The organism is Bradyrhizobium sp. T-1 (assembly GCF_053592855.1).
This window is the reverse complement of the sequence record NZ_CM132115.1, coordinates 5587633-5610533: the sequence shown is the minus strand read 5'-3', so window position 1 is coordinate 5610533 and position 22901 is coordinate 5587633. Positions and strand designations below refer to the sequence as shown.

The window sequence follows — 22901 nt, the reverse complement described above, 5'->3', positions numbered from 1 at the left end:
CGTGAGCGGGACGGCTAGATCAGATCACATCCGCCAGCGAATGGCCGTGCAACTCGATGTTCAGCCCCTGCATGCCCATGTCGTTGATCTCGCCGCCCATCGCCTTCAGGCTTTCCTCGCGGATCAGCGACATCAGCCCGCGGCGCAGCGCCAGAAACTCCGACGACATCATCATCGCTTGCTGCCGTGGCCGTTCCAGCGGGATCGGGATCTCCGCCTTGATCGAGCCGGGACGCGCGGTCATGCAGTAGACCCGATCGGAGAGGAAGATCGCCTCGTCAATGTCATGGGTGACGAACAGCACCGAGATTTTCAGCCGTTGCCACATGTTGGTGAGGATCTGCTGCATGATGACGCGGGTCTGTGCGTCGAGCGCGCCGAACGGCTCGTCGAGTAGCAGTACCTTCGGCCCGGTCGCGAGCGCGCGGACGATGCCGACACGCTGCTTCATGCCGCCCGAGAGCTTTTCCGGATAATGCTTTTCGAATGCCTCCAGGCCAGCGAGGCCGAGCAGCGTACGCGCGGCGCGCTCGCGCTGCGAGCGCGGCATGCCGCGCATCTTCAGGCCGAACTCGACGTTCTCCCGCACCGTCTTCCAGGGAAACAGCGAATATTGCTGGAACACCATGCCGCGCTCGGCGCTCGGGCCGCTCACGCGCTCGCCGTCGACGGTGACGATGCCCGTGGTGGGTTTCAGGAAGCCCGCGACCGCGTTGAGCAGCGTCGACTTTCCGCAGCCGGACGGGCCGACGATCGAGACGAACTCTCCGGGCTTGACGTGGATCTGCGTGTCGGTGACGGCCTGAACCGGCCCCTCGATGCTGTCATAGCTCAGCGAGAAATTGCTGACCTCGATATGGCCTTTCGGCTCGCTCGCCAGACTTTCACTCATCTCGTCGACCTCCACGGCATTACCAGATGTCCCGCACCCCTGATCAGCAGGCTCGATCCGAGACCGAGGACGCCGATCGCGATCATGCCGAGCGCGATGTCGGCATACTGGACCAGCGAATAGGCTTCCCAGGTGAAGTAGCCGATGCCGTATTGGCCTGAGATCATTTCGGCCGCAATCAGCGACACCCAGGCGACGCCCATGCCGATGGTGAGGCCGGTGAAGATATGCGGCAGCGAGGCCGGAAAATACACTTCGCGGAAGATCGAGCGCTCGCGTGCGCCGAGGCATTGCGCGGCACGCACCAGCACGGGATCGACCAGCGACATGCCGTGCAGCGTATTGACCAGGATCGGGAAGAATGAGCCGAGGAAGGTAATGAAGACGATGCTCTGCTCGTTGGTTGGCCACAGCATGATCGCCATCGGCACCCAGGCGATCGCCGGAATCGGCCGCAGTACCTCCGCGACCGGGAAGATGATCTCGTGCACCAGCTTGAAGCGGCCCATGATCAGGCCGAGCGGCACGCCGACGATCGCGGCAAGCGAGAAGCCGATGAAGATGCGCCGGGAGCTCAGCACAATGTGCATCAGGAACTTGGGATCATGAATCGCCTTGGTGAAGCTCGCATAGACCGCAAGCGGCGAGGGCACGTTGGTGAAGCGCACGAAGAATACGACGCGGTAGCTCGTGAGCAGGTGCCAGACCAGCAGGAAGGCGAGCAGCGAGATGATGCCGATCGCAGTCGCGCGCAACCGGCCCTGGTTCAGGCGATACCAGCGCAGCGCGAGCGTTCCGAAGGAGGGTGGTGTTGCTGGCGGCGTGGCGGCGGGCACCGGGCCCGCTTCTGCAATTGCCGGCATGCTGTCCTCGGGATGTCTGAGGATGGCGGGACTGCTCACGTTTTGCCTCCGTTGACCGCCGCCTTCACCGCGTCGTCGAATCCGAGCACCTTGCCGCTGATCTTGGCGGCATAGGCCTCCGCGTCCTTCTTCAGCAGGAACGGTGCGACGTCGCCATTGCCGACCGCGAAGAAGGCCTGGTCGGCGAACAGCTTGATGCCGCGCGTGGTGTCGAAGACATAGGCGACGTTGATCTTCCTGCCCTTGGCCTTGAAGTCGGCGTAGGCGCCGAGGGTGCAGGCGGCCGACGAGAACGGCATGATGCCGGCATCATCGACCCAGACCTCGCCGGCCTTGCGCGGCTCGGTGATCGGCTTCTTGCAGAAGGCGTCTTCGCCCGAGATCTCGTAGTTCTTCGTGCTCGCAAGCTGCGCGTCATAGTCGAGCTTCATCTCGGCGTAGGCCTTGCGGATGTAGCTGTCGTCGACCCATTTCTTCGGATCGAACTCCTTCATGCGACCAAGATTTTGCAGCACCTTGACGTCGGCGGTAGCGGCATCGATCAGCGCCTGCTTGACGGTTGGATCGGTGGTCATGTTGCCGCTCGGGCCGAGGAAGATGTAGACGACCTCCTTGTTGATGCCGGTCCATTCCTGGATCTTCTCGGCCGCAAGCTTGGGATCGTCGCGCAGCCACTGGTTGGCGGCGATCAGCGCCTTCATGTAGGCGATGACAACCTCAGGATATTTCTCGGCGAAGTCGGTACGGACGACGATGCCGTGGAAAGTCGGTAGACCGGTTTCGACGCCGTCGAAGATCTTTCGAGCGAAGCCGCGGAAGGGCAGCAACTCGGCAAAGGGGACGAAGTCGGCGTGCGCGTCGATCTTTTTCTCCTGAAGATTGGTCGAGCCGACCTCAGGGCTCTGGCTGACGAGCTGGAAGAAATCGGATGCGTAGCCGCGGTCCTGCATCGCCTTCAGCACCATGCCGTGCGCGGCTGAGCCGAATGGCACGCTGACGAGTTTGCCCTTGAGATCGGCCAGATCGTAATAGGGTGAATCCTTATGGACGACGAGGCCGTTGCCAGAGCCGGACAGGCTGTAGGCGGCGATGCCGATCAGCCGGCTCTTGCTTTCGGGATTGCTGTCGAAGGTGAAGCCGTTCACGATCAGCGGGTAGTCGCCCATCATGCCGATCTGCAGCTTGTTCGCCATCATCGCGTTGGTGACGGGCGGGCCGGACGTGAAATTCTGCCACTCCAGCTCGAACTTGATGTTGGAATATTTGCCATCCTTTGGCAGGTATTTTTCGAGCAGATGCAACTGGCGGATGACGACGCCCGCGGTCACCGTGTTGGTCGTGGTGTCCTGCGTTCCGATGCCGAGCGTGACGGTTTCCGCCCAGGCTGGCTGCGCGAGGCTTAGCGCCAGTGACGTCACCGACATCGCGATGGAGAGCGTGGAAAGATGGCGGACCATTCTCATCCTCATTCGGTTGGATGTGCTGTGGTTGCCATGATTGGTGGAGGGCCCGGACAGGGCAAATCCGGAATGAGCGCCGCAGTCGATTAGTTGCCGGGAAAAGCTGATTGCATACTCCTTGGGCAGTCCTGCACTATAAAGCCGCTTGCCTGTGCACCGGCCTTACACGCAAATTCTCTCAGTCAGACGCGTGGCCACGCATCTCCTCCAGCACGTCGCTCCGGCAGACCACGATCTGCGAGCGCTTGGTCAGGACGATTCCCTTTTCCTGCATCCGCTTCAGGCTGATCGTGACCCATTGCCTGGTAGCGCCGACCATGTGGGCGATGTCGGCATGGGTGAAGGCTGCGGCAATCACGCGCCCGTCGGCGTCCTCGACGCCGTAGAGTTCGACGAGATGCAGGAGCAGATGCGCGAGGCGCTGCGTGATCGAGCGTGTTCCCAGCATTTGCGCCAGCGCCGAATAGCATTTGCCCTTGAAGGTGAGGCCTTCAATGAGGCCGATCGCGAGGTTCGGGATCTCTGCGGCAAGCGACCGCAATTCCTTTCCGGGCAGGTGCACGACGCTGCAATTGCTGGATGCTACACCGGACCATTGATGCACGGTGCCTTCGAACACTTCCGGTCCGCCGACGAAATTGCCGACATGCCAATAGGCCAGGGTGATCTCACGCCCGAGTGGCGAGGTGTAAAACACGCGGATGCGGCCGCTCTCGATCAGCCAGATGCCGTCATGCTTGCCGCCCTGGCTGAACAGCGTCTGGCCGCGGTTAAGCACTTTTCGCCGGCCCTGCTTCAGCACCAGCTCCCGCTCGCGCGGTGAAAGCTTATCCATCAACGGCGGTGGGCCGCCGATCCATTGCTGGTTCTCGGTGAGAAGCAGCGAGGAGCCGCCCGCAGGCCGCACTGCCGGGGGAACAGTCCCGCGAACCGCACTCGCCGCCTGCAACATCGTCTGCCTCCGGAACGTTCAAATCGTTCTAAAGAGGAGCAATGTCCGTGCCAGATGGGTAGGCAAGCGGGCGCTTTACCGTCCCGCCAAGCTCAACAAATACGGTTTCGGATAAATCCCCCTGTTATGCCCGTCCGAAAACGAGATGTTCAGCCCATAGCCGAGATCGCCGATCTCGGTGATGGCGATGCCCGGAAACCGTTCGGGAAAGCGGTCGTCGAAGCGGGCGCGGGTGCAGTGGGCGCATTTGCAGGAGAGGCGGAGTGTTTCCGCAGGGACGCTGAGCGCGTCGCCATCCGTGGTGCGGATGCGGAGCGTCGCGAGATCGGCGCTGGCTTCGCAAGCGGTCACGGTCGGTATCACCAAGGTCATGGTCATGACGAACCTCCAGCTCCTTTCTAGGTCGGCGCCGACGGGCGCGGATAGCAACTAATTGCCAGCGCGGGCGTGCAGCCGACGTGGCGATGTGCCTGCTCGTCAATCACAGCCCGCGAAATGTGAAACTAATCGACCGGGAATGTCACTTCCGCGTTGCCGGACTCTGCTCTCTCCGAAACCTTGTGCGCCATCGAGGGCCAAGGAGAGACCATGAGCGCATTTCAGAAGGAAACGGTTTTGTCGGTCAGGCACTGGACCGACTCCCTGTTCAGCTTCACCGCGACGCGCGATCCGGGCTTCCGCTTCCAGAATGGTCAATTCGCCATGATCGGGCTCGAAGTCGAAGGCAAGCCGCTGATGCGGGCCTACAGCATGGCGAGCGCCAATCATGAGGAAGCGCTCGAATTCTTCTCGATCAAGGTGCAGGACGGCCCGCTGACCACGCGGCTGCAGACGATCAGGGAAGGCGACATCATTCTGGTCGGCCGCAAGGCGACGGGCACGCTGATCACCGGTAACCTCATCCCGGGCAAGCGCCTGCTGCTGCTCTCGACTGGCACGGGCCTCGCGCCGTTCGCAAGCCTGATCAAGGATCCCGACGTCTACGAGAATTACGAGACCATCGTGCTCGCCCATGGCTGCCGCCAGGTCTCGGAGCTCGCCTATGGCGAGCACGTCGTCGACGGCCTGCGCAATCACGACCTCTTCGGCCCGCTGATCTGCGACAAGCTCATCTACTATCCGACCGTTACCCGCGAGCCATTCCGGAATCGCGGCCGCATCACCGATCTGATCGCGTCCAACCAGCTGTTCGACGACATCGGGCAACCGAGTCTCGATATCGAGACCGACCGCATCATGCTGTGCGGCAGCCCGGCGATGCTGGAGGAGCTGCACGCGATGTTACGCGCGCGCGGCTTCATCGAGGGTAACCACAGCCAGCCCGGCCATTTCGTCATCGAAAAGGCCTTCGTCGAGCGCTGAGGCGCAAATCGCGTTCCGGCGACAACTAATTGCTATCGCCGGAAGGTCACCTGAACAAATTTGATGCAAAGGCGCCGGGGATCGGCGAACCAGGAGCAAGCGATGGCACTAGATCAGATCGTCGACGGACTTTCGGAGGTTTCCTGCGATGTGCTGGTGATCGGCGGCGGCACGGCAGGCCCGATGGCGGCACTGAAAGCGAAGCTGAAGAACCCGAAGGCCAATGTCGTCCTGCTCGAAAAGGCCAACGTCAAGCGCTCCGGCGCGATCTCGATGGGCATGGACGGGCTGAACAACGCCGTCATCCCCGGTTACGCCACGCCGGAGCAGTACACCAAGGAAATTACCATCGCCAATGACGGCATCGTCGATCAGAAGGCCGTCTATAAATACGCCCAGAACTGCTACAAGATCATCGAGGAGCTCGACAGTTTTGGCATCCGCTTCCTGAAGAACGAGAACGGCGATTACGCCGTCAAGAAGGTGCACCATATCGGCACCTATGTGTTGCCGATGCCGAACGGCGAAACCGTGAAGAAGGCGCTGTACCGCCAGCTCCGCCGCGCCCGCATCCTGATCTCCAACCGCTACATGGCAACGCGGCTGCTGAAATCGTCCGACGGCCGTATCGCCGGCGCGATCAGCGTCAACACCCGCACGGCCGAGGTCCTGGTGATCAGGGCCAAGGCCGTGATCCTTTGCATGGGCGCCGCCGGCCGCCTCGGCCTGCCGACCTCAGGCTATATGTTCGGCACCTATGAGAACGCCGCCAATTCCGGCGACGGCTATGCAATGGCCTATCACGCCGGTGCCGCGCTCGCGAACCTCGAATGCTATCAGATCAATCCGCTGATCAAGGACTATAACGGCCCGGCCTGCGCCTATGTCGCCGGGCCCTTCGGCGCCTTCACGGCGAACAACGAAGGCTCGCGCTTCATCGAATGCGACTATTGGTCCGGTCAGATGATGCTGGAGTTCTACAATGAGCTTCTCTCCGGCAAGGGCCCGGTATTCCTCCAGCTCAAGCATCTGCATCCCGACACGATCTCGGAGATCGAGTCCACGCTCCACAAGGTGGAGCGGCCGACGCGCGGCTTGTTCCAGCAGGGACGCGGGGTCGACTACCGCAACGACTCGATCGAGATGCACATCTCCGAGATCGGCTTCTGCTCCGGCCACAGCGCTTCCGGTGTGTTCGTCGATGACAACGCACGCACCACCGTGCCAGGCCTCTACGCCGCCGGCGACATGGCGAGCGTGCCGCACAATTACATGCTCGGCGCCTTCACCAACGGCTCCGTTGCCGGCATCGATGCGATGGAATTTGCCGACAGCCACGATTTTGCGGAGTTCGATGCGCATGATGTGGCCAAGGAGCGCGACCGCGTGCTGGCGCCGACCAAGCGAGAGGACGGTATTCCGCCCAACCAGGTCGAGTACAAGACGCGCCGCCTCGTCAACGACTACCTTCAGCCACCGAAGGTCACGCGCAAATACGAGCTGGGCATGCGCCGTCTCGCCGAGGCGCGCGAGGACATGCAGGAGCGCATGATCGCCCGCAATGCGCACGAGCTGCTGCGCGCGCTCGAGGTGCAGTCGATCATGGACTGCGCCGACATGGCGGTGCACGCCTCGCTCTACCGCGAGGAAAGCCGCTGGGGCCTCTATCACTGGCGCACGGATTTCCCGGAGAAGGACAACGAGAACTGGTTCTGCCACACGCTGCTGTCCGAGCAGAACGGCAAGATGACCAGCGAGAAGCGCGCCGTCGAACCCTACGTCGTGCCGATCGCCGACGACGAGAAGGACCTCTACGACAAGCAGCGTATCCGCGCTTCCGCCTGATCCATCGCAACAGGAGACATCAAATGCCTCTCGCTTCCTATCAGACATCGGTTCCGGTGGTCGTCGACGACGCCAAGTGCATCGCGGACAAGGGCTGCACCGTTTGCGTCGACGTCTGCCCGCTCGACGTGCTCCGCATCAGCGACATGACCAACAAGGCCTACATGGCCTATGATGAATGCTGGTACTGCATGCCTTGCGAGGCCGATTGCCCGACCGGCGCCGTCACCGTCAACATTCCCTATCTGTTGAGGTGATCATGTCGAGCCCGTTCGAATCCTACGACGATCTCGAAGATGCCGACGAGCGGCTGCAGGCCGCCGATCCCGCCGAGCGCCGCGTTGCGATCATCGCACTCGGCCATTCCGGCGATCCGGCTGCTGTCGCGCATCTTGCCAACATGGTGGCCGACCCCGACGCCGGCGTACGCCAGCAGGTCGCGATGGCACTCGGCGAATTCGATGGGCTGGAAGCTGCGAGCGCGCTCGTGAAGCTCCTGGTCGATCCGGAGCGGATCGTGGCGGCGGCTGCGGCCGACAGCATGGCGGAGTTCAAGGATCCCGCCTGCGCCGGGATCATCCTGCCGCTGGTCAAGCATGCTCACGCCTTCGTCCGCATGGGGGCATTGCGTGCACTGAAGGAATTGCGTTGCAAGGACACGCTCAAGCCGGCGCTGGAGGCGTTGCAGGATCCCGATGCCGCCGTACGCGTGCAGGCGATCGGCGTGATCGGTTTTTTGAAGCTGGAGGAATCCATCCCGGCGCTGACCGCACTGATCAACGATCCCGATGCCCATGTGCGCCGGGCGGCGGTGAGTGCGCTAGCGTTCTCGCAGATGAAGCCTGCGGCCGAGACGATCATCCGCGCGCTGAAAGACAGCGACTGGATGGTTCGCGAGATGGCCGCGGAGACGCTCGGTCTCAACGTCAACGGCTTGCTCGCGGCTGACCAGCTCGTCAGCGCGCTCGGCGATGAGTTCTGGCAAGTACGGCTGAAGGCGATCCGCAGCCTGGGCAGGATGAAGATCGAGCGCGCGGTGCGGCCGATCGGCAATTGCGTCAATCATGATCAGGCGAACTTGAGGAAAGAGGCGGCTGCCGCCCTCGGCGAGATCGCCCATCCTGACGGCGAAGCGTTCTTGGCCGTCATCGCTGATGATGCCGATCCCGACGTCCGCAAGAACGCACGCTGGGCGCTGCAGCAGATCGCGGCCCGGAAGGCGCGGGCAGGGGCATAGAAGCGGGGCAACCTGCCGCTCTGGACTTCCCCCACCAGACGTTTATTGGTCTTCGCCAATGGGATCGGCCTCGCCAAGCGGCCGATCCGAGAACAAGCGAGGACGCCGCCATGACGACACTGACCGTGAAGGACCTTCTCCCCGAAGATGGAACGAAGGGGACGCTGGTCGGCCGGGTCTGGCTGCCGCAGGCGAACGGTCCGGCCGTCGTCGCCGTGCGCGCTGAAGGCGTCTTCGATGTCACCGCAAAGTTTCCGACCGTCAGCGCGCTTTGCGAAGAGGACAATCCGGCCAAGGCGCTTGGCTCGACCAAGGGCGAGCGTATCGGCGATCTCGAGGCCATCGTCGCCAATACGGCGCCGGATGGGCGTGATTCCGAGAAGCCATGGCTGCTGGCACCCGTCGATCTCCAGACCCTGAAGGCTGCGGGCGTCACCTTCGCGATCTCGATGCTGGAACGCGTGATCGAAGAGCGGGCCAAGGGCAATCCGGCGTCGGCCGAAGCGATCCGAAAGGAAGTCACGCGTCTGATTGGCGACGACCTGTCAAAGCTCAAGCCGGGTTCGGATCAGGCGATGCATCTGAAGCAGGTGCTGATCGACCAGAATGCCTGGAGCCAGTATCTCGAGGTCGGTATCGGGCCCGACGCCGAGGTCTTCACCAAGGCGCCGACCTTGTCTTCGGTCGGCACTGGCATGGACGCCGGCCTGCATCCGAAGTCGACCTGGAACAACCCCGAGCCTGAGCTCGTGCTATTCGTGTCGAGCCGCGGCAATATCGTCGGCGGCGCGCTCGGAAACGACGTCAACTTGCGCGACTTCGAGGGGCGCTCGGCGCTGCTGTTGTCGAAAGCCAAGGACAACAATGCGTCATGCGCGATCGGACCGCTGCTGCGGTTGTTCGACGAAACCTTCACGCTCGACGACGCGCGCAAACTCGATATCAGCCTGAACGTGAAGGGCGCCGATGGTTTTGTTCTCGACGGTCATTCCTCGATCAGCATGATCAGCCGCGATCCAACCGATCTTGTGGCGCAGACGATCGGGAAAGTGCATCAATACCCCGACGGTTTTGTGCTGTTTCTCGGCACGATGTTCGCACCCGTGAAGGATCGCGATGCGCCGGGGCAGGGGTTCACCCACAAGCGCGACGACATCGTCACGATCGCCGCACCTCAGCTGGGCAAGCTCGTCAACCGTATGCGCACCAGTGACGAGTGCGAGCCCTGGACGTTCGGCATCGGCGCGCTGATGAAGAACCTGGCGCAGCGAAAGCTGATCTAGTTTTTCTTCGCCCCTCGCCTCGTACGAAGAGATGCCTGCACCCGAGGCGTAGCGGGTGAGGTGGACTTTCCGCGAGTCCCGTTGTCATCGTCTCTGTCGACAGAGCCCTCTCACCCCAACGCTCTTCCCGCGAATAGCGGGGCGAGGGAGCGCGCCTGCGCTTGGCGGTCGTTGGCATCCGCAAAAAAAAATTCATCTAAAAATTGGATATGATAATACTATCTATCTATACGTGCCGTTTGCGCGGACGCCCTACGTGCCCCGATTTTTCGTCTGAATAGTCAAATAATATGACTATACAGCCCAGAACTTCCGTGAAATAGTCCCTCCCGCCGCCCAAAAGGCCGGCCTGAGGGTGCGATGATACCAATCGGCGCCCCGGATAACATCTTGGGAGACACGCCTGATGATCCTCAAAGCCCTTTTTGCGGCCAGTGCCACGGCCGCCTTGCTGCTCTCGCTCCCGGCCAATGCCGCCGAGCTGACGATCGGTTTCTCGCAGATCGGATCGGAATCCGGCTGGCGCGCAGCCGAAACTTCGGTCTCCAAGCAGGAAGCCGCCAAGCGTAAGGTCAATCTCAAGATCGCCGACGCGCAGCAGAAGCAGGAGAACCAGATCAAGGCGATCCGCTCCTTCATTGCGCAGAATGTCGATGCGATCTTCCTCGCGCCTGTCGTCTCGACCGGCTGGGATGCCGTGCTGAAGGAAGCCAAGGAAGCCAAGATCCCGGTGGTGCTGCTCGATCGCGACATCGACCCGTCGGGCAAAGACCTCTATCTCACCGCAGTGACGTCAGACAGCGTGCACGAAGGCGAAGTTGCCGGCGACTGGCTGGCCAAGACCGTCGGCGACAAGGCCTGCAACATCGTCGAATTGCAAGGCACGGTCGGCGCCAGCGTCGCCGCCAACCGCAAGAAAGGCTTTGATACAGCCGTCGCCAAGCACGCCAATCTGAAGGTGGTGCGCAGCCAGACCGGTGACTTCACCCGCGCCAAGGGCAAGGAAGTGATGGAGAGCTTCATCAAGGCCGAAGGCGGCGGCAAGACGATCTGCGCGGTCTATGCGCACAACGACGACATGATGGTCGGTGCGATCCAGGCGATGAAGGAAGCCGGCCTCAAGCCGGGCAAGGACATCCTCACGGTCTCCATCGACGCGGTTCCCGATATCTTCAAGGCGATGGCGGCGGGCGAGGCCAATGCGACGGTCGAGCTGACGCCGAACATGGCGGGTCCGGCTTTCGATGCCGTCGCGGCCTTCAAGAGCAAGGGTACCGTTCCGCCGAAATGGATCCAGACCGAATCCAAGCTCTACACCGCTGCCGACGATCCGCAGAAGATCTACGACAGCAAGAAGGGCCTAGGTTACTGAGGCGGGCGCATCGCCGGACCGCTTGCTGTGGTCCGGCGATTTCCCCTTCGAATCCGCCGCGCGAACGAATAGGCTGGGTGTCCGCGTCATAAGCGGGCACCGGTGGGAGTGACGTTGTCATGGAGAACGGCCTTGATCCTGCTCCTTTCCTGCTGGAGGTGCGCGGGATCAGCAAGAGCTTCGGTGCAGTGCGCGCGTTGCAGGAAGTCGACTTCACGCTTCGCGCCGGCGAGATCCATGCGCTGCTTGGCGAGAACGGCGCCGGCAAGTCGACGCTGATCAAGGTCGTCACCGGCGTGTTCCCGCGCGATGCCGGTGTTGTCCGTCTGGGCGGCGAGGAGGTCGAGCCGCGCTCGGCCAAGGCGGCGCTGCAGGCCGGCATTGCCACCGTCTACCAGGAGGTCAATCTGCTGCCGAACCTGTCGGTGGCACAAAACCTGTTCCTCGATCGCCAGCCGATGCGCTTCGGCATCGTGCGCGAAGGCGAGATGCGCCGCCGCGCCAAGGCGCTGCTCACGGAGTTCGGTCTCGATATCGACGTTGCCGCGCCGCTCGGCAATTATTCGGTGGCGATACAGCACGTTACCGCGATCGCGCGCGCCGTCGACCTGTCCGCTCGCGTGCTGATTCTGGACGAGCCGACCGCGAGCCTCGACCGTCACGAGGTCGAGATCCTCTTCGGCATCATGCGCCAGCTTGCCAAGCGCGGCATCGGCATCGTCTTCGTCAGCCATTTCCTCGACCAGGTCTACGAGATCTCCGACCGCATCACGGTCTTGCGCAATGGCCGTCTGGTCGGCGAGCGCGAGATCGCCTCGCTGCCGCGGCTCGAACTGATCCGGATGATGCTCGGGCGCGAGCTGGCCGAGACCACCAGCGCGCGGGCGGCGGCAAGCGAGCCCAGGGCGCGCGAGGTCTGCGCCAGTTTCGAGAATTACGGCAAGGCCGGCTATGTCGCGCCGTTCAATCTCGAGCTGCGCCATGGCGAGGTCGTCGGCCTCGCCGGATTGCTCGGCTCGGGTCGCACCGAGACGGCGCGGCTGGTGTTCGGCGCGGAGCGTGCCGATGGCGGGCAGGCGAAGGTGGAGGGCGCATCCGTGCGGCTCCAATCGCCGCGTGACGGCGTGCGCCACGGCTTTGGCTATTGTCCAGAGGAGCGCAAGACCGACGGCATCGTTGCCGAGCTCACCGTGCGCGAGAATATCGTGCTGGCACTTCAGGCCAAGCGCGGACTGCATCGGCCGCTGTCGCGCCGCGAGCAGGACGAGCTTGCAAGCCGTTACATCAAGATGCTCGACATCCGTCCGCCCGATCCGGAGCGGCCAGTCGGGCTGCTGTCCGGCGGCAATCAGCAAAAAGTGCTGCTGGCGCGCTGGCTCGCGACCTCGCCGCGGCTGCTGGTGCTGGACGAGCCGACCCGTGGCATCGACGTCGGTGCACATGCCGAAATCATTCGCCTGATCCGCGAGCTCTGCGACGACGGGTTGGCTTTGCTCGTGATCTCTTCGGAGCTCGATGAGATCGTGACCTATTCCGATCGGGTGGTCGTGCTCCGCGACCGCGCTCATGTCGAGGAGCTCGCGGGCGAAGCGATCGACGTCACCAACATTCTCGCGGCCATCGCCGCCGATGGTGCAGCGATGCAAGAGGCACGGGCATGACAGCGCTGTTGCCGCGCCGCGGCCTGGCCCAGATCCTTGCTTTGATCGTCATCCTCGCGGTCGACCGCGTGGTGTCGCCGCAATTCTTCGACCTGCGCCTCCAGGACGGCCGGCTGTTCGGTAGCATGATCGATGTGCTCAACCGCGGCACACCGGTGGCGCTGCTGTCACTCGGCATGGTGCTGGTGATCGCGACGCGCGGCATCGATCTCTCAGTCGGCGCGGTGATGGCGATCTGCGGCGCGATTGCCGCGAGCCTCGCCGACAGCCACGGCCTTCCGGTGGTGCTGGCGGCCGCGCTCGGCGCGGGGCTTGTCTGTGGGTTGTGGAACGGCTTCCTCGTCGCCGTTCTCGGCATGCAGCCGATCGTGGCGACGCTGATCCTGATGGTGGCGGGGCGGGGCATCGCCCAGCTCATCACGGAGGGGCGCATCGTGACCTTCACCTCGCCGGACCTGGTCTGGCTCGGTAACGGTGCCATTCTCGGCGTGCCGGTGCCGGTTGCGATTGCGCTCGGCATGCTGATCCTGACCGGCGCCGTCGTGCGTGGCTCGGCGCTTGGGCTCCTGATCGAGGCGACCGGTGGCAATGCGCGGGCAAGCGAGCTTGCCGGCGTCGGCACGCGCGCGATGATATTGGCGGTCTATGTCTGGTGCGGTGTCTGCGCCGCGCTCGCCGGCGTGATCGCCGCGGCCGACATCATGGGGGCGGATGCCAACAATTCCGGCCTCTGGCTCGAGCTCGACGCCATCCTTGCGGTGGTGATCGGCGGCACCTCGTTGTTCGGCGGGCGCTTCAGCCTGGTGCTCGCCGTGCTCGGTGCGTTGATCATCCAGACCATGAACACCGGCATTTTGCTGTCAGGCTATCCGCCGGAGTTCAACCTGCTGGTCAAGGCCGTGGTGGTGCTTGCGGTGCTGCTGCTGCAGTCGCCGAAACTATCCGGCTTTGCCGGAATCATGGCGCGGCTGCGGAGGACGAAACCATGAAAGGCCTGCCGCCGGTCCTGATCACGGCCATCGTTCTGGTCGCCGGCTTCGCGCTGTGCGCCATGCAATTTCCCAACATTGCATCCACCCGCGTGGTCGGCAACCTGCTGACCGACAACGCGTTCCTCGGCATCGTCGCAACCGGCATGACCTTCGTCATCATCTCCGGCGGCATTGATCTGTCGGTCGGCTCGGTGATCGGCTTCACAACCGTGTTCGTCGCGCTGGCCATCGAGCGTTGGGGCGTGCCGCCTCTGGTCGCCTTCGTCGCCATCCTCGCGCTATCGGCGGCTTTTGGCGCCGCGATGGGCGCCGTCATCCACGTCTTCGACCTGCCGCCTTTCATCGTCACGCTCGCCGGCATGTTCCTCGCGCGCGGCGCCGGCTTCCTGCTCTCGACGGAATCGGTGCCGATCACCGCGCCGGTCTATTCGACCGTGTCCGATTTTGCGCTGCGCATGCCCGGCGGCGGGAGGCTGACCGCGATCGCCATCATCATGCTCGTCATCGTGATCGGCGGTGCGTTGCTGCTGCAACTCACCCGGTTTGGCGCCAATGTCTATGCGCTCGGCGGCAGCCGGGCGACCGCGAGCCTGATGGGTGTCGCCGTCGGCAAGATGACGGTGAAGATCTACATGCTGTCGAGCCTGCTCGCGGGCATCGCCGGCATCGTGTTCTCGTTTTACACCAGCGCCGGCTATTCGCTCTCCGCCGTCGGCGTCGAGCTCGATAGTATCGCCGCCGTCGTGATCGGCGGCACGCTGCTCACGGGCGGGCAGGGCTCGGTGATCGGTACCTTCCTGGGCGTGCTGATCCAGGGCCTGATCCAGACCTACATCAATTTCGACGGCACGCTGTCGAGCTGGTGGACCAAGATCGCGACCGGCGTCTTGCTGTTCGCCTTCATCGCCCTGCAACAAGGGCTGGTCGCGCTGGCGCGACGGCCGGTGGCGAAGCGCGCGGGAGCTGTCTCATGACCTCGCGGATCGTCGTCATCCCGACACGTCGGGCCCATTCCAACCATGCGGAAGTGTCCCGCTCGATCGGCGTCGACATCATCGCAGGCCGCTATGCGGAAGGGGCACGGCTGCCGGGCGATGCCGAGCTGACGGCGACGTTCGGCGTGTCGCGACCGGTGCTGCGCGAGAGCGTGAAGACGCTGGTCGCCAAGGGGCTTTTGACCACCAAGGCGCGGGTCGGCACCGTCGTGCGCGAGCGTGCTGCCTGGAACATGTTCGACGCCGACGTGCTGGCCTGGCATCTCGACGCCGGCATCGACAGGCGCTTTCTCAACGACCTCGCAGAGATACGACTTGCGGTCGAGCCGCGTGCGGCGGCGCTCGCTGCCAAGCGCCGTTCGGATGAGGACATCGCCGAGCTTCAGCGCGGCATGGACCGCATGCGGCGCGAGGCGTCCGAATCCGCCGACTTTGCCGAAGCCGACCTCGCTGTGCACCTTGCGGTGGCGCGAGCGTCCGGCAATCCGTTCATGCGCTCCATCGGTCACGTGATCGAGGCCGCCTTGCGCACGGCTTTCATGATCAGTGCGCCGGCCGGGTCGGAAGACCGCGAAACGACTTTGCTCTGGCACCAGAAGATCGCCGATTCGATCGCTGCCGGTGATGCCGACGCAGCGGCCGAGGCCATGGCCTTCGTCATCAACAACGGCATGCGCCGCCACAAGGGAATGGCGGCCGAAGCAGCGCCGGCGGCACCTACAGAATTTGGAGAAAGTTCGTGACAGCCCTTCGTATCGCCATCGTCGGCTTCGGCAAGATCGCGCGCGACCAGCATGTCGGCGCGATCGCCGCGACGCCGGGCGCGGTGCTCGCCGCCGTCGCCAGCCGCAACGCGTCGCTGCCGGGCCTGCCACATTTTGCGACCATCGAGGAATTGCTGGAGAAGGGCCCGGAGATCGATGCGGTGTCGCTCTGCACGCCGCCGCAGGTACGGCGTTCCCAGGCCGTTGCGGCGCTCGCCGCCGGCAAGCACGTCATGCTGGAGAAGCCGCCCGGCATCGGCGTGGCCGAGCTCGATCCCCTGGCAGCGATGGCGGCCGATGCAAAGCGCACTCTATTTGCAACCTGGCATTCACGCCATGCACCGGCAGTCGAGCCGGCCCGCGCATGGCTGGCGACGCGCCGGATCAAGTCGGTGCACATCAACTGGAAGGAAGACGTCCGCGTCTGGCATCCCGGTCAGGCCTGGATATGGGAACCGGGCGGGCTCGGCGTGTTCGATCCCGGCATCAACGCGCTCTCGATCCTGACCCGCATCTTGCCGCGTCAGGTGTTCGTCACGGCGGCGGAATTGGCATTTCCGGCCAATTGCCAGTCGCCGATCGCCGCCAAATTGACCTTGACCGATATCGACGGCCTGCCGGTCACAGCAGAATTTGACTTTCGCCAGACCGGGCCGCAGAGCTGGGATATTCTCGTCGAAACCGACGGGGGGCGGATGACATTGTCCAAAGGTGGCCGGATCATGGAGGTCGACGGCAAGGTTGTTGCGGACGCGCCCGATGAGGAATATCGCGAGCTGTACCGGCGCTTCGTCAAGCTCGCGGCGACCGGCGCGAGCGATGTCGACCTAGCGCCGCTTCGTCTTGTCGCCGACGCTTTCCTGCTCGGTAAGCGCAACATCGTCGAACCGTTTGTGGACTAGACATGGTCGGCTCTACAATAACGAAAGACGTTTTCGGAACGCTGCCTGACGGACGCGATGTCGAGCGTATCGCGCTGCGCGGGGAGGGCGGGTTTGAGGCCCGTATCATCACCCATGGCGCGGTGATCCAGGCGCTGGTCGCACCGGACGCCAAGGGGAGTTGCGACGACGTCGTGCTCGGCCATGACAGCTTTGCCGGCTATCTCGCCGAACGGAAGTTCTTTGGTGCGACTGTCGGCCGCTACGCCAACCGCATCGCCAACGGGCAGTTCTCGCTTGATGGCGAGACCTTCCAGCTCCCCGTCAACAATGGTCCGAATGCGCTGCATGGCGGGCTCGACGGCTTCGATCGCAAGCTCTGGGACATTGCCGAGATCGACGACGGTGCCAAGCCCGCAGTCACGCTGACTTACACGAGTCCGCATGGTGAGGAGAATTATCCCGGCAAGCTCGAGGTCCGTCTGACCTACCGCGTCACCGGCCCGGCCGAGCTGTCGCTGACGATGGAGGCGCGGACCGATCGTCCGACCATCGTCAACCTGACCAACCACAGTTTCTTCAATCTGGAAGGCGCCACGTCCGGCACGCCCACCCTCGACCACAAGCTGACGGTCGCGGCCGAGCATTTCCTGGCCATCGACCCCACCGCCATTCCGCTGCCTGAACCGCCGCGTGCGGTGGCCGGCACGCCGTTCGACTTCCGCGAGGCCCATGCCGTCGGTGCGCGCATCCGCGAAGGCGATCAGCAATTGCACAACGGCAGGGGCTACGATCACACCTATTGCCTCGCGCGGGACGGTAAGCTCGCGCTTGCGGCCCGGCTGGAGGCGCCGCGCTCGGGCCGGATCATGGAGCTGTTCACCAATCAGCCCGGCCTTCAGGTCTATTCCGGCAATTATCTTGACGGCACGATTTCGGGGAAGGGCGGCAAGCTGATCCGGCAGTCGGACGCCATATGCCTGGAGCCGCACATCTGGCCGGACGCGCCGAACCGGCCGGACTTTCCGAGCCCGCGCCTCGATCCGGGCGGAATTTATCGCCATCACACCGTCTATCGCTTCGCTGCGAGGGCGCTATGATGGAAGTGGTGCCGACCTCCGTTCTCTCCACCGAGCAATGTCACCTCGGCGAAGGCCCGACCTATGACGTCTCGACCGACACCGCCTGGTGGTTTGACATTCGCGAAGCGCGCCTGTTCGAGGCGCATCTCGGCAGCGGCGCGATCCGCATCCACACGCTCGGGCGGATGGCGAGCGCGCTCGGGCGGATCGATGCCGAGCGCCAGTTGGTCGTCGCGGAGGACGGTTGTTACATCCGCACAGTCGCCGATGGCGCAATGACGCTATTCTGCCCGCTCGAAGCGGATAATCCGGCCACACGTTCCAATGATTGCCGCGTGCATCAATCCGGCACGTTCTGGATCGGCACCATGGGGCGAAAGGCCGAGCGGGGGCTGGGGGCGATCTACGCGCTCCACCGCGGCAAGATTTCGACGTTATTTCCCGGCATCAGCATTCCCAACTCGATCTGTTTCTCGCCGGATGCCGCGACAGGCTATTTCACCGACACCGCGTGCGCCGTGCTCTATGCGGTGCCGCTCAATCCGGCCACCGGCCTGCCGCGCGGCGAGCCCGAGGTGCTGTTGCGCCATACCGGCATTGGCGGGCTCGACGGTTCGGTGTGCGATGCCGACGGGCGGATCTGGAACGCCTGCTGGGGCGCCGGCCGGGTCGATGTCTATTCTCCGCAAGGCGAGCGCGTGCGCTCGTTGCGCGTGCCGGCCAGGCAGGCGAGCTGCCCGGCTTTTGTCGGCCCGGATCTGTCGCGCCTGCTCGTTACTTCTGCCTGGCAGGATATGGACGCTGAGGCGCGTGCCGCCGATCCGCAGGCCGGCTGCACTTTTCTGTTGGAGGCATCCGCACGTGGGCGTGCGGAGCCTGATGTCAAGCTTGCATAGGAGATCCGAAACCGACCTCTACTCTACCTCTGTACTCGACGACACGAAGAAACAGTCTGACACCCAAAGGGAGTGAAGCATGTTGAAATTGAAGACGACATTTCTCGCATTGGCGCTGGCCGGTGCCGCAACGATGGCTACGGGAGTCGCCGCCTCCGCGCAGGAGAAGGCCACTGTCGGCATCGCGATGCCGACGAAATCCTCGGCGCGCTGGATCGACGACGGCAACAACATGGTGAAGGTGCTGAAGGATCGCGGCTACAACACCGACCTGCAATATGCCGAGGACGACATTCCTAACCAGCTCTCGCAGGTCGAGAACATGGTGACCAAGGGCGCGAAGGCGCTGGTGATCGCCGCGATCGACGGCACCACGCTGTCCGACGTGCTCAAGCAGGCGAAAGCAAAAGGCATCACCGTGATCGCCTATGACCGCCTGATTCGCGGCACGCCGAACGTCGACTATTACGCGACCTTCGACAATTTCCAGGTCGGCGTGCTGCAGGCGGAATCGATCGAGAAGGGGCTTGGCCTGAAGGAGGGCAAGGGTCCGTTCAACATCGAGCTGTTCGGCGGTTCGCCCGACGACAACAATGCCTATTTCTTCTACAACGGCGCGATGAGCGTGCTGAAGCCGTATATCGACAGCGGCAAGCTCGTCGTCGTCTCCGGCCAGATGGGTATGGACAAGGTCGCGACCTTGCGCTGGGACGGCGCCACCGCCCAGGCCCGCATGGACAACCTGCTCAGCGCCTACTACGGCAACAAGAAGGTCAACGCGGTGCTGTCGCCCTATGACGGCCTCTCGATCGGCATCATCTCCTCGCTGAAGGGCGTGGGCTACGGCAGCGCCGACCAGCCGATGCCGATCATCTCCGGTCAGGACGCAGAAGTGCCCTCGATCAAGGCCATGCTGCGCGGCGATCAGTACTCGACCATTTTCAAGGACACCCGCGATCTCGCCAAGGTGACCGCCGACATGGTCGACGCTGCGCTTGCCGGCAAGCAGGTCACCGTCAACGACACCAAGACCTACGAGAACGGCGCCAAGACCGTGCCGTCCTACCTCCTGAAGCCGGTTGTGGTGTACAAGGACAATTGGGAGAAGGTCCTGGTTGAGAGCGGCTATTACAAGAAGTCGCAGTTCCAGTAGGACTCTCTCTATCCTTTCCCTCTCCCCGTTCTTGCGGGGGGAGGGTCGGGGTTCCCACACGGGCACTAGAGGACGTAACGACGATGACCGCCATGCTCGAGATGCGCAACGTCAGCAAGAGCTTTGCCGGTGTGCAGGCGCTGCGCGACGTCAATTTTTCAGTCGAGGCCGGTCAGATTCACGCCCTGGTCGGCGAGAACGGCGCCGGCAAGTCGACGCTGATGAAGGTGCTGAGCGGCGTCTACCCTGCAGGCAGCTACGAGGGCACCATTGTTTTTGATGGCGAGGAGCGCCGCTTCCGCGACATCAACGATTCCGAGGCGCTGGGCATCATCATCATCCACCAGGAACTGGCGCTGATCCCGCTGATGTCGATCGCGGAGAACATCTTTCTGTCGCACCCGCCGTCAAAATTCGGCGTGATCGATCGCGATGAGGTCTATCGGCGCACCCGCGAACTGCTGGCGCAGGTCGGCCTGAAGGAATCGCCGGATACGCTGATTACCGATATCGGCGTCGGCAAGCAGCAGCTGGTCGAGATTGCCAAGGCGCTCTCGAAGCGAGTCCGGATGCTGATCCTGGACGAGCCGACCGCGAGCCTGAACGAGGCCGACAGCGCCGCCTTGCTGGAACGGCTGATGGCGTTCCGCGAGCAGGGCATCGGCTCGATCCTGATCTCGCACAAGCTCAACGAGGTCGCCCGTGTCGCCGACCACATCACCGTGCTGCGCGACGGCCGCACCGTCGACGGCATCGACTGCCGCGCCGAACCGATCCAGGAAGACCGCATCATCCGCAGCATGGTCAACCGCGATCTCGCCCATCGCTTCCCCGAGCGCACCGCGAAGATTGGCGGATCCGTGCTCGAGGTCACGAACTGGTCGGTCTATCACCCTATCCATCCCGAGCGGCAGGTGATCAAGAACGTCAATTTCGGCGTCAAGCGCGGCGAGGTCGTCGGCATCGCCGGACTGATGGGCGCCGGCCGTACCGAATTCGCCATGAGCCTGTTCGGCCGGTCCTGGGGCACCAATATCAGTGGCCGCATCGCCCTGGAGGGCCATGAGATCGCTCTGCCGAGCGTCGCGGCCGCGATCGATGCCGGCCTTGCCTATGTCACCGAGGACCGCAAGCAGCTTGGCCTGATCCTGGCCGACGACGTCCGCAAGAACATTACCCTGGCAAGCCTCGACCAGGTTGCGCCGGGGCGGGTGATCGACGACATTGCCGAGCTGAAGGTCGCCAGCGACTACCGCAACCGCATGCGCATCCGCTGTTCCGACGTCTATCAGGAGACCGGCCAGCTCTCCGGCGGGAACCAGCAGAAGGTCGTGCTGTCGAAATGGCTGATGACCGACCCCAAGGTCCTGATCCTGGATGAGCCGACAAGGGGCATCGATGTCGGTGCCAAATACGAGATTTACTGTATCATCAACGAGCTTGCGGAGGCCGGCCGCGGTGTGGTGGTGATCTCCTCGGAGATGCCCGAACTGCTCGGTATCTGCGACCGCATCTGCGTCATGAACGACGGCGCCTTCGTGGGCGAGTTCCCGGGCGCTGAGGCGACACAGGAAAAGATCATGCGCGCCATCATGCGCAACGAACGAAGCAACGGAAACGGCGCGGGTGAGGCCGCGGAGATGGGAGGATCGCAGCCATGACCGACAAGACGGTGTCGCTGCCCGAGGAGCGCCGGCACGGCAGCTTCATCAAGAACAATCTGCGCAACTACGGCATGCTGATGTCGCTGATCGCGATCATGCTGTTCTTCCAGGTCATGACCGGCGGCACGCTGCTGCAGCCGCTCAATCTGACCAATCTGGTGCTCCAGAACAGCTACATCGTCATCATGGCGCTGGGCATGCTGCTGGTGATCGTCACCGGCCATATCGACCTCTCCGTCGGGTCGGTCGCGGGCTTCGTGGGCGCCGTCGCGGCTCTCCTCATGGTGACCTACAAGGTCGATTACACGCTCGCCTTCATCGCCTGCCTCGCGGTCGGCGCGGCCATCGGCGCTGCGCAGGGCTATTGGGTCGCTTATTTCAAGATTCCGTCCTTCATCGTGACGCTGGCCGGCATGCTCGTGTTCAAGGGCCTAGCGCTCGCAGTGTTGCAGGGCCAGTCGCTCGGGCCGTTCCCATCGACGTTCCAGAAGCTATCGTCGGGCTTCATTCCGGAGCTGTTGCCCGAATCCGGCACGCTACATCCGACGTCCATGCTGATCGGCGCGGTGCTGGCGCTGGGGCTGGTCTATGCCAGCGCCAGAGGCCGCGCGCGTGAGGTGTCGCACGGCATCGAGGTTGAGCCCTACGCGTTCTTCCTCGGCAAGAGCGTCGTGCTTGCCTGTGCTGTGCTCTACTTCACCTATCTGATCGCGACTTATCGCGGCCTGCCGAATGTGCTGGTGATCATGAGCGCCCTGATCGCGCTCTACGGCTTCGTCACCCGCCGCACCGTGATCGGCCGGCAGATCTATGCCGTTGGCGGCAACGCCAAGGCGGCGGGCTTGTCGGGCATCAAGACCGAACGGCTGACCTTCTTCACGTTCGTCAACATGGGCGTGCTCGCCGCGCTCGCGGGTCTCGTCTTTGCCGCGCGCCTCAATACCGCAACCCCGAAGGCGGGTCTCGGCTTCGAGCTTGACGTCATCGCGGCCTGCTTCATTGGCGGCGCCTCGGCCTATGGCGGCGTCGGGCGCGTCGGCGGCGCCGTGGTCGGCGCCATGATCATGGGCGTAATGAACAACGGCATGTCCATCCTCGGCATCGGCATCGACTATCAGCAGGTCATCAAGGGCTTGGTGCTGCTCGGCGCGGTGTGCATCGACGTGTACAATCAGCGGCGCTAGCCGCATCGGCAGTGCCGTAAGATGGGCAAAGGCGCGAAGCGCCGTGCCCACCTTGTTTCCACGATCATGATAGAGATGGTGGGCACGCGTCCGCTTGCGGCGGTCGCTTTGCCCCCTACGAATTACTGGGTCGTGAACAGCACCGTCGCGATGGCGACGGAGAGGCTGACCGCTGATACGGTCGCTACTGTCGACAGCACGCCCATGCGCCGCAGCGCGATGGCGAAGACGATGATGATTGGCGTGGCAGTCATCAGCCCGAGTTGTGCTTCGCTCATGTCGTCATTTGCCGTTGTCTGGAGCCGTTGGAATTGATCCACGGTATTGCGGAGAGGCCCGCGGGACGTTGCGTTAGCGCAAACG

The 22901-nt window shown here is 63.4% G+C and carries 22 protein-coding genes; 16 read left to right on the top strand and 6 right to left on the bottom strand.

The window, feature by feature from the left end:
* Nucleotides 1–19: 19 nt before the first annotated feature.
* From ACWAT4_RS27070 to ACWAT4_RS27050, 5 genes are all read right to left on the bottom strand, one after another.
* Nucleotides 20–892, bottom strand: coding sequence for an ABC transporter ATP-binding protein (locus ACWAT4_RS27070; RefSeq protein WP_212300486.1), 873 nt, complete (start codon nt 890–892; stop codon nt 20–22).
* Nucleotides 889–1794, bottom strand: coding sequence for an ABC transporter permease (locus ACWAT4_RS27065; protein WP_449728516.1), 906 nt, complete (start codon nt 1792–1794; stop codon nt 889–891). The genes ACWAT4_RS27070 and ACWAT4_RS27065 overlap by 4 nt, the downstream gene beginning before the upstream one ends.
* Nucleotides 1791–3212: an ABC transporter substrate-binding protein gene (locus tag ACWAT4_RS27060; protein WP_449728515.1), complete on the bottom strand. Its 1422-nt coding sequence runs from the start codon at nt 3210–3212 to the stop codon at nt 1791–1793. Before ACWAT4_RS27060 ends, ACWAT4_RS27065 begins: the two co-directional genes overlap by 4 nt.
* Before the next feature lie 181 nt (nt 3213–3393).
* Entirely contained in the window at nt 3394–4167 is a 774-nt protein-coding gene (locus ACWAT4_RS27055; RefSeq protein ID WP_212300489.1) for a Crp/Fnr family transcriptional regulator, read from the bottom strand.
* Nucleotides 4168–4242: 75 nt separating this feature from the next.
* On the bottom strand, nt 4243–4539 hold the full coding sequence (locus ACWAT4_RS27050) for a DUF971 domain-containing protein (protein ID WP_212300719.1): 297 nt from the start codon (nt 4537–4539) through the stop codon (nt 4243–4245).
* Nucleotides 4540–4755: 216 nt separating this feature from the next.
* Here ACWAT4_RS27050 and ACWAT4_RS27045 point away from each other — a divergent pair, with 216 nt between their 5' ends.
* The 16 genes from ACWAT4_RS27045 to mmsB all read left to right on the top strand — a co-directional run bounded on the left by ACWAT4_RS27045 (nt 4756) and on the right by mmsB (nt 22538).
* Nucleotides 4756–5529 (top strand): ferredoxin--NADP reductase, encoded by a 774-nt coding sequence (locus ACWAT4_RS27045; RefSeq protein ID WP_449728514.1) that lies wholly within the window; start codon nt 4756–4758, stop codon nt 5527–5529.
* Nucleotides 5530–5631: 102 nt separating this feature from the next.
* Entirely contained in the window at nt 5632–7374 is a 1743-nt protein-coding gene (locus ACWAT4_RS27040; protein WP_449728513.1) for a fumarate reductase/succinate dehydrogenase flavoprotein subunit, read from the top strand.
* A 23-nt stretch (nt 7375–7397) separates the two neighbouring features.
* Nucleotides 7398–7631, top strand: coding sequence for a 4Fe-4S dicluster domain-containing protein (locus ACWAT4_RS27035; RefSeq protein ID WP_007593252.1), 234 nt, complete (start codon nt 7398–7400; stop codon nt 7629–7631).
* Nucleotides 7632–7633: 2 nt separating this feature from the next.
* Nucleotides 7634–8611, top strand: coding sequence for a HEAT repeat domain-containing protein (locus tag ACWAT4_RS27030; RefSeq protein WP_449728512.1), 978 nt, complete (start codon nt 7634–7636; stop codon nt 8609–8611).
* Nucleotides 8612–8721: 110 nt separating this feature from the next.
* The gene (locus ACWAT4_RS27025; protein WP_449728511.1) at nt 8722–9894 is read left to right on the top strand and encodes a fumarylacetoacetate hydrolase family protein; all 1173 of its coding nucleotides are present in this window, start codon (nt 8722–8724) and stop codon (nt 9892–9894) included.
* 406 nt (nt 9895–10300) lie between these two features.
* Nucleotides 10301–11266, top strand: a complete 966-nt coding sequence (gene ytfQ / locus ACWAT4_RS27020; protein ID WP_212300494.1) for a galactofuranose ABC transporter, galactofuranose-binding protein YtfQ — start codon at nt 10301–10303, stop codon at nt 11264–11266.
* A 119-nt stretch (nt 11267–11385) separates the two neighbouring features.
* A complete protein-coding gene (locus ACWAT4_RS27015) occupies nt 11386–12927 on the top strand; it encodes a sugar ABC transporter ATP-binding protein (RefSeq protein WP_212426870.1) in 1542 nt (513 codons plus the stop codon).
* Nucleotides 12924–13916: an ABC transporter permease gene (locus tag ACWAT4_RS27010; protein WP_212300496.1), complete on the top strand. Its 993-nt coding sequence runs from the start codon at nt 12924–12926 to the stop codon at nt 13914–13916. The genes ACWAT4_RS27015 and ACWAT4_RS27010 overlap by 4 nt, the downstream gene beginning before the upstream one ends.
* The gene (yjfF, locus tag ACWAT4_RS27005) at nt 13913–14893 is read left to right on the top strand and encodes a galactofuranose ABC transporter, permease protein YjfF (RefSeq protein ID WP_212300497.1); all 981 of its coding nucleotides are present in this window, start codon (nt 13913–13915) and stop codon (nt 14891–14893) included. Before ACWAT4_RS27010 ends, yjfF begins: the two co-directional genes overlap by 4 nt.
* The gene (locus tag ACWAT4_RS27000) at nt 14890–15657 is read left to right on the top strand and encodes a FadR/GntR family transcriptional regulator (RefSeq protein ID WP_212426871.1); all 768 of its coding nucleotides are present in this window, start codon (nt 14890–14892) and stop codon (nt 15655–15657) included. Before yjfF ends, ACWAT4_RS27000 begins: the two co-directional genes overlap by 4 nt.
* Nucleotides 15654–16580 (top strand): Gfo/Idh/MocA family protein, encoded by a 927-nt coding sequence (locus ACWAT4_RS26995; protein ID WP_449728510.1) that lies wholly within the window; start codon nt 15654–15656, stop codon nt 16578–16580. The genes ACWAT4_RS27000 and ACWAT4_RS26995 overlap by 4 nt, the downstream gene beginning before the upstream one ends.
* A gap of 2 nt (nt 16581–16582) precedes the next feature.
* Nucleotides 16583–17659, top strand: coding sequence for an aldose epimerase family protein (locus tag ACWAT4_RS26990; RefSeq protein ID WP_449728509.1), 1077 nt, complete (start codon nt 16583–16585; stop codon nt 17657–17659).
* Complete coding sequence (locus tag ACWAT4_RS26985) at nt 17659–18537, top strand: SMP-30/gluconolactonase/LRE family protein (RefSeq protein WP_449731270.1); 879 nt, start codon at nt 17659–17661, stop codon at nt 18535–18537. The genes ACWAT4_RS26990 and ACWAT4_RS26985 overlap by 1 nt, the downstream gene beginning before the upstream one ends.
* Before the next feature lie 79 nt (nt 18538–18616).
* Nucleotides 18617–19690, top strand: coding sequence for a multiple monosaccharide ABC transporter substrate-binding protein (chvE, locus tag ACWAT4_RS26980; RefSeq protein WP_212300501.1), 1074 nt, complete (start codon nt 18617–18619; stop codon nt 19688–19690).
* Between the two features lie 83 nt (nt 19691–19773).
* The gene (gene mmsA, locus ACWAT4_RS26975) at nt 19774–21351 is read left to right on the top strand and encodes a multiple monosaccharide ABC transporter ATP-binding protein (protein ID WP_449728508.1); all 1578 of its coding nucleotides are present in this window, start codon (nt 19774–19776) and stop codon (nt 21349–21351) included.
* Nucleotides 21348–22538 carry a multiple monosaccharide ABC transporter permease gene (gene mmsB, locus ACWAT4_RS26970; protein WP_212300503.1) on the top strand — a complete coding sequence of 397 codons (1191 nt, stop codon included), beginning with the start codon at nt 21348–21350 and terminating at the stop codon, nt 22536–22538. Before mmsA ends, mmsB begins: the two co-directional genes overlap by 4 nt.
* A gap of 122 nt (nt 22539–22660) precedes the next feature.
* On the opposite strand, the gene ACWAT4_RS26965 is transcribed toward mmsB, so the two are convergent.
* On the bottom strand, nt 22661–22816 hold the full coding sequence (locus tag ACWAT4_RS26965) for a hypothetical protein (protein ID WP_167561242.1): 156 nt from the start codon (nt 22814–22816) through the stop codon (nt 22661–22663).
* Nucleotides 22817–22901: the final 85 nt, after the last annotated feature.

Coding starts and splice junctions, on each gene's coding strand:
- ACWAT4_RS27040 (WP_449728513.1), top strand. CDS start 5,632: ATGGCACTAGATCAGATCGTCGACGGACTTTCGGAGGTTTCCTGCGAT.
- ACWAT4_RS27070 (WP_212300486.1), bottom strand. CDS start 892: ATGAGTGAAAGTCTGGCGAGCGAGCCGAAAGGCCATATCGAGGTCAGC.
- ACWAT4_RS27015 (WP_212426870.1), top strand. CDS start 11,386: ATGGAGAACGGCCTTGATCCTGCTCCTTTCCTGCTGGAGGTGCGCGGG.
- yjfF (WP_212300497.1), top strand. CDS start 13,913: ATGAAAGGCCTGCCGCCGGTCCTGATCACGGCCATCGTTCTGGTCGCC.
- ACWAT4_RS27010 (WP_212300496.1), top strand. CDS start 12,924: ATGACAGCGCTGTTGCCGCGCCGCGGCCTGGCCCAGATCCTTGCTTTG.
- ACWAT4_RS26990 (WP_449728509.1), top strand. CDS start 16,583: ATGGTCGGCTCTACAATAACGAAAGACGTTTTCGGAACGCTGCCTGAC.
- ACWAT4_RS27035 (WP_007593252.1), top strand. CDS start 7,398: ATGCCTCTCGCTTCCTATCAGACATCGGTTCCGGTGGTCGTCGACGAC.
- ACWAT4_RS27045 (WP_449728514.1), top strand. CDS start 4,756: ATGAGCGCATTTCAGAAGGAAACGGTTTTGTCGGTCAGGCACTGGACC.
- chvE (WP_212300501.1), top strand. CDS start 18,617: ATGTTGAAATTGAAGACGACATTTCTCGCATTGGCGCTGGCCGGTGCC.
- ACWAT4_RS27030 (WP_449728512.1), top strand. CDS start 7,634: ATGTCGAGCCCGTTCGAATCCTACGACGATCTCGAAGATGCCGACGAG.
- mmsA (WP_449728508.1), top strand. CDS start 19,774: ATGACCGCCATGCTCGAGATGCGCAACGTCAGCAAGAGCTTTGCCGGT.
- ACWAT4_RS26965 (WP_167561242.1), bottom strand. CDS start 22,816: ATGAGCGAAGCACAACTCGGGCTGATGACTGCCACGCCAATCATCATC.
- mmsB (WP_212300503.1), top strand. CDS start 21,348: ATGACCGACAAGACGGTGTCGCTGCCCGAGGAGCGCCGGCACGGCAGC.
- ACWAT4_RS27050 (WP_212300719.1), bottom strand. CDS start 4,539: ATGACCTTGGTGATACCGACCGTGACCGCTTGCGAAGCCAGCGCCGAT.
- ACWAT4_RS27025 (WP_449728511.1), top strand. CDS start 8,722: ATGACGACACTGACCGTGAAGGACCTTCTCCCCGAAGATGGAACGAAG.
- ACWAT4_RS27060 (WP_449728515.1), bottom strand. CDS start 3,212: ATGGTCCGCCATCTTTCCACGCTCTCCATCGCGATGTCGGTGACGTCA.
- ytfQ (WP_212300494.1), top strand. CDS start 10,301: ATGATCCTCAAAGCCCTTTTTGCGGCCAGTGCCACGGCCGCCTTGCTG.
- ACWAT4_RS27000 (WP_212426871.1), top strand. CDS start 14,890: ATGACCTCGCGGATCGTCGTCATCCCGACACGTCGGGCCCATTCCAAC.
- ACWAT4_RS27055 (WP_212300489.1), bottom strand. CDS start 4,167: ATGTTGCAGGCGGCGAGTGCGGTTCGCGGGACTGTTCCCCCGGCAGTG.
- ACWAT4_RS26985 (WP_449731270.1), top strand. CDS start 17,659: ATGGAAGTGGTGCCGACCTCCGTTCTCTCCACCGAGCAATGTCACCTC.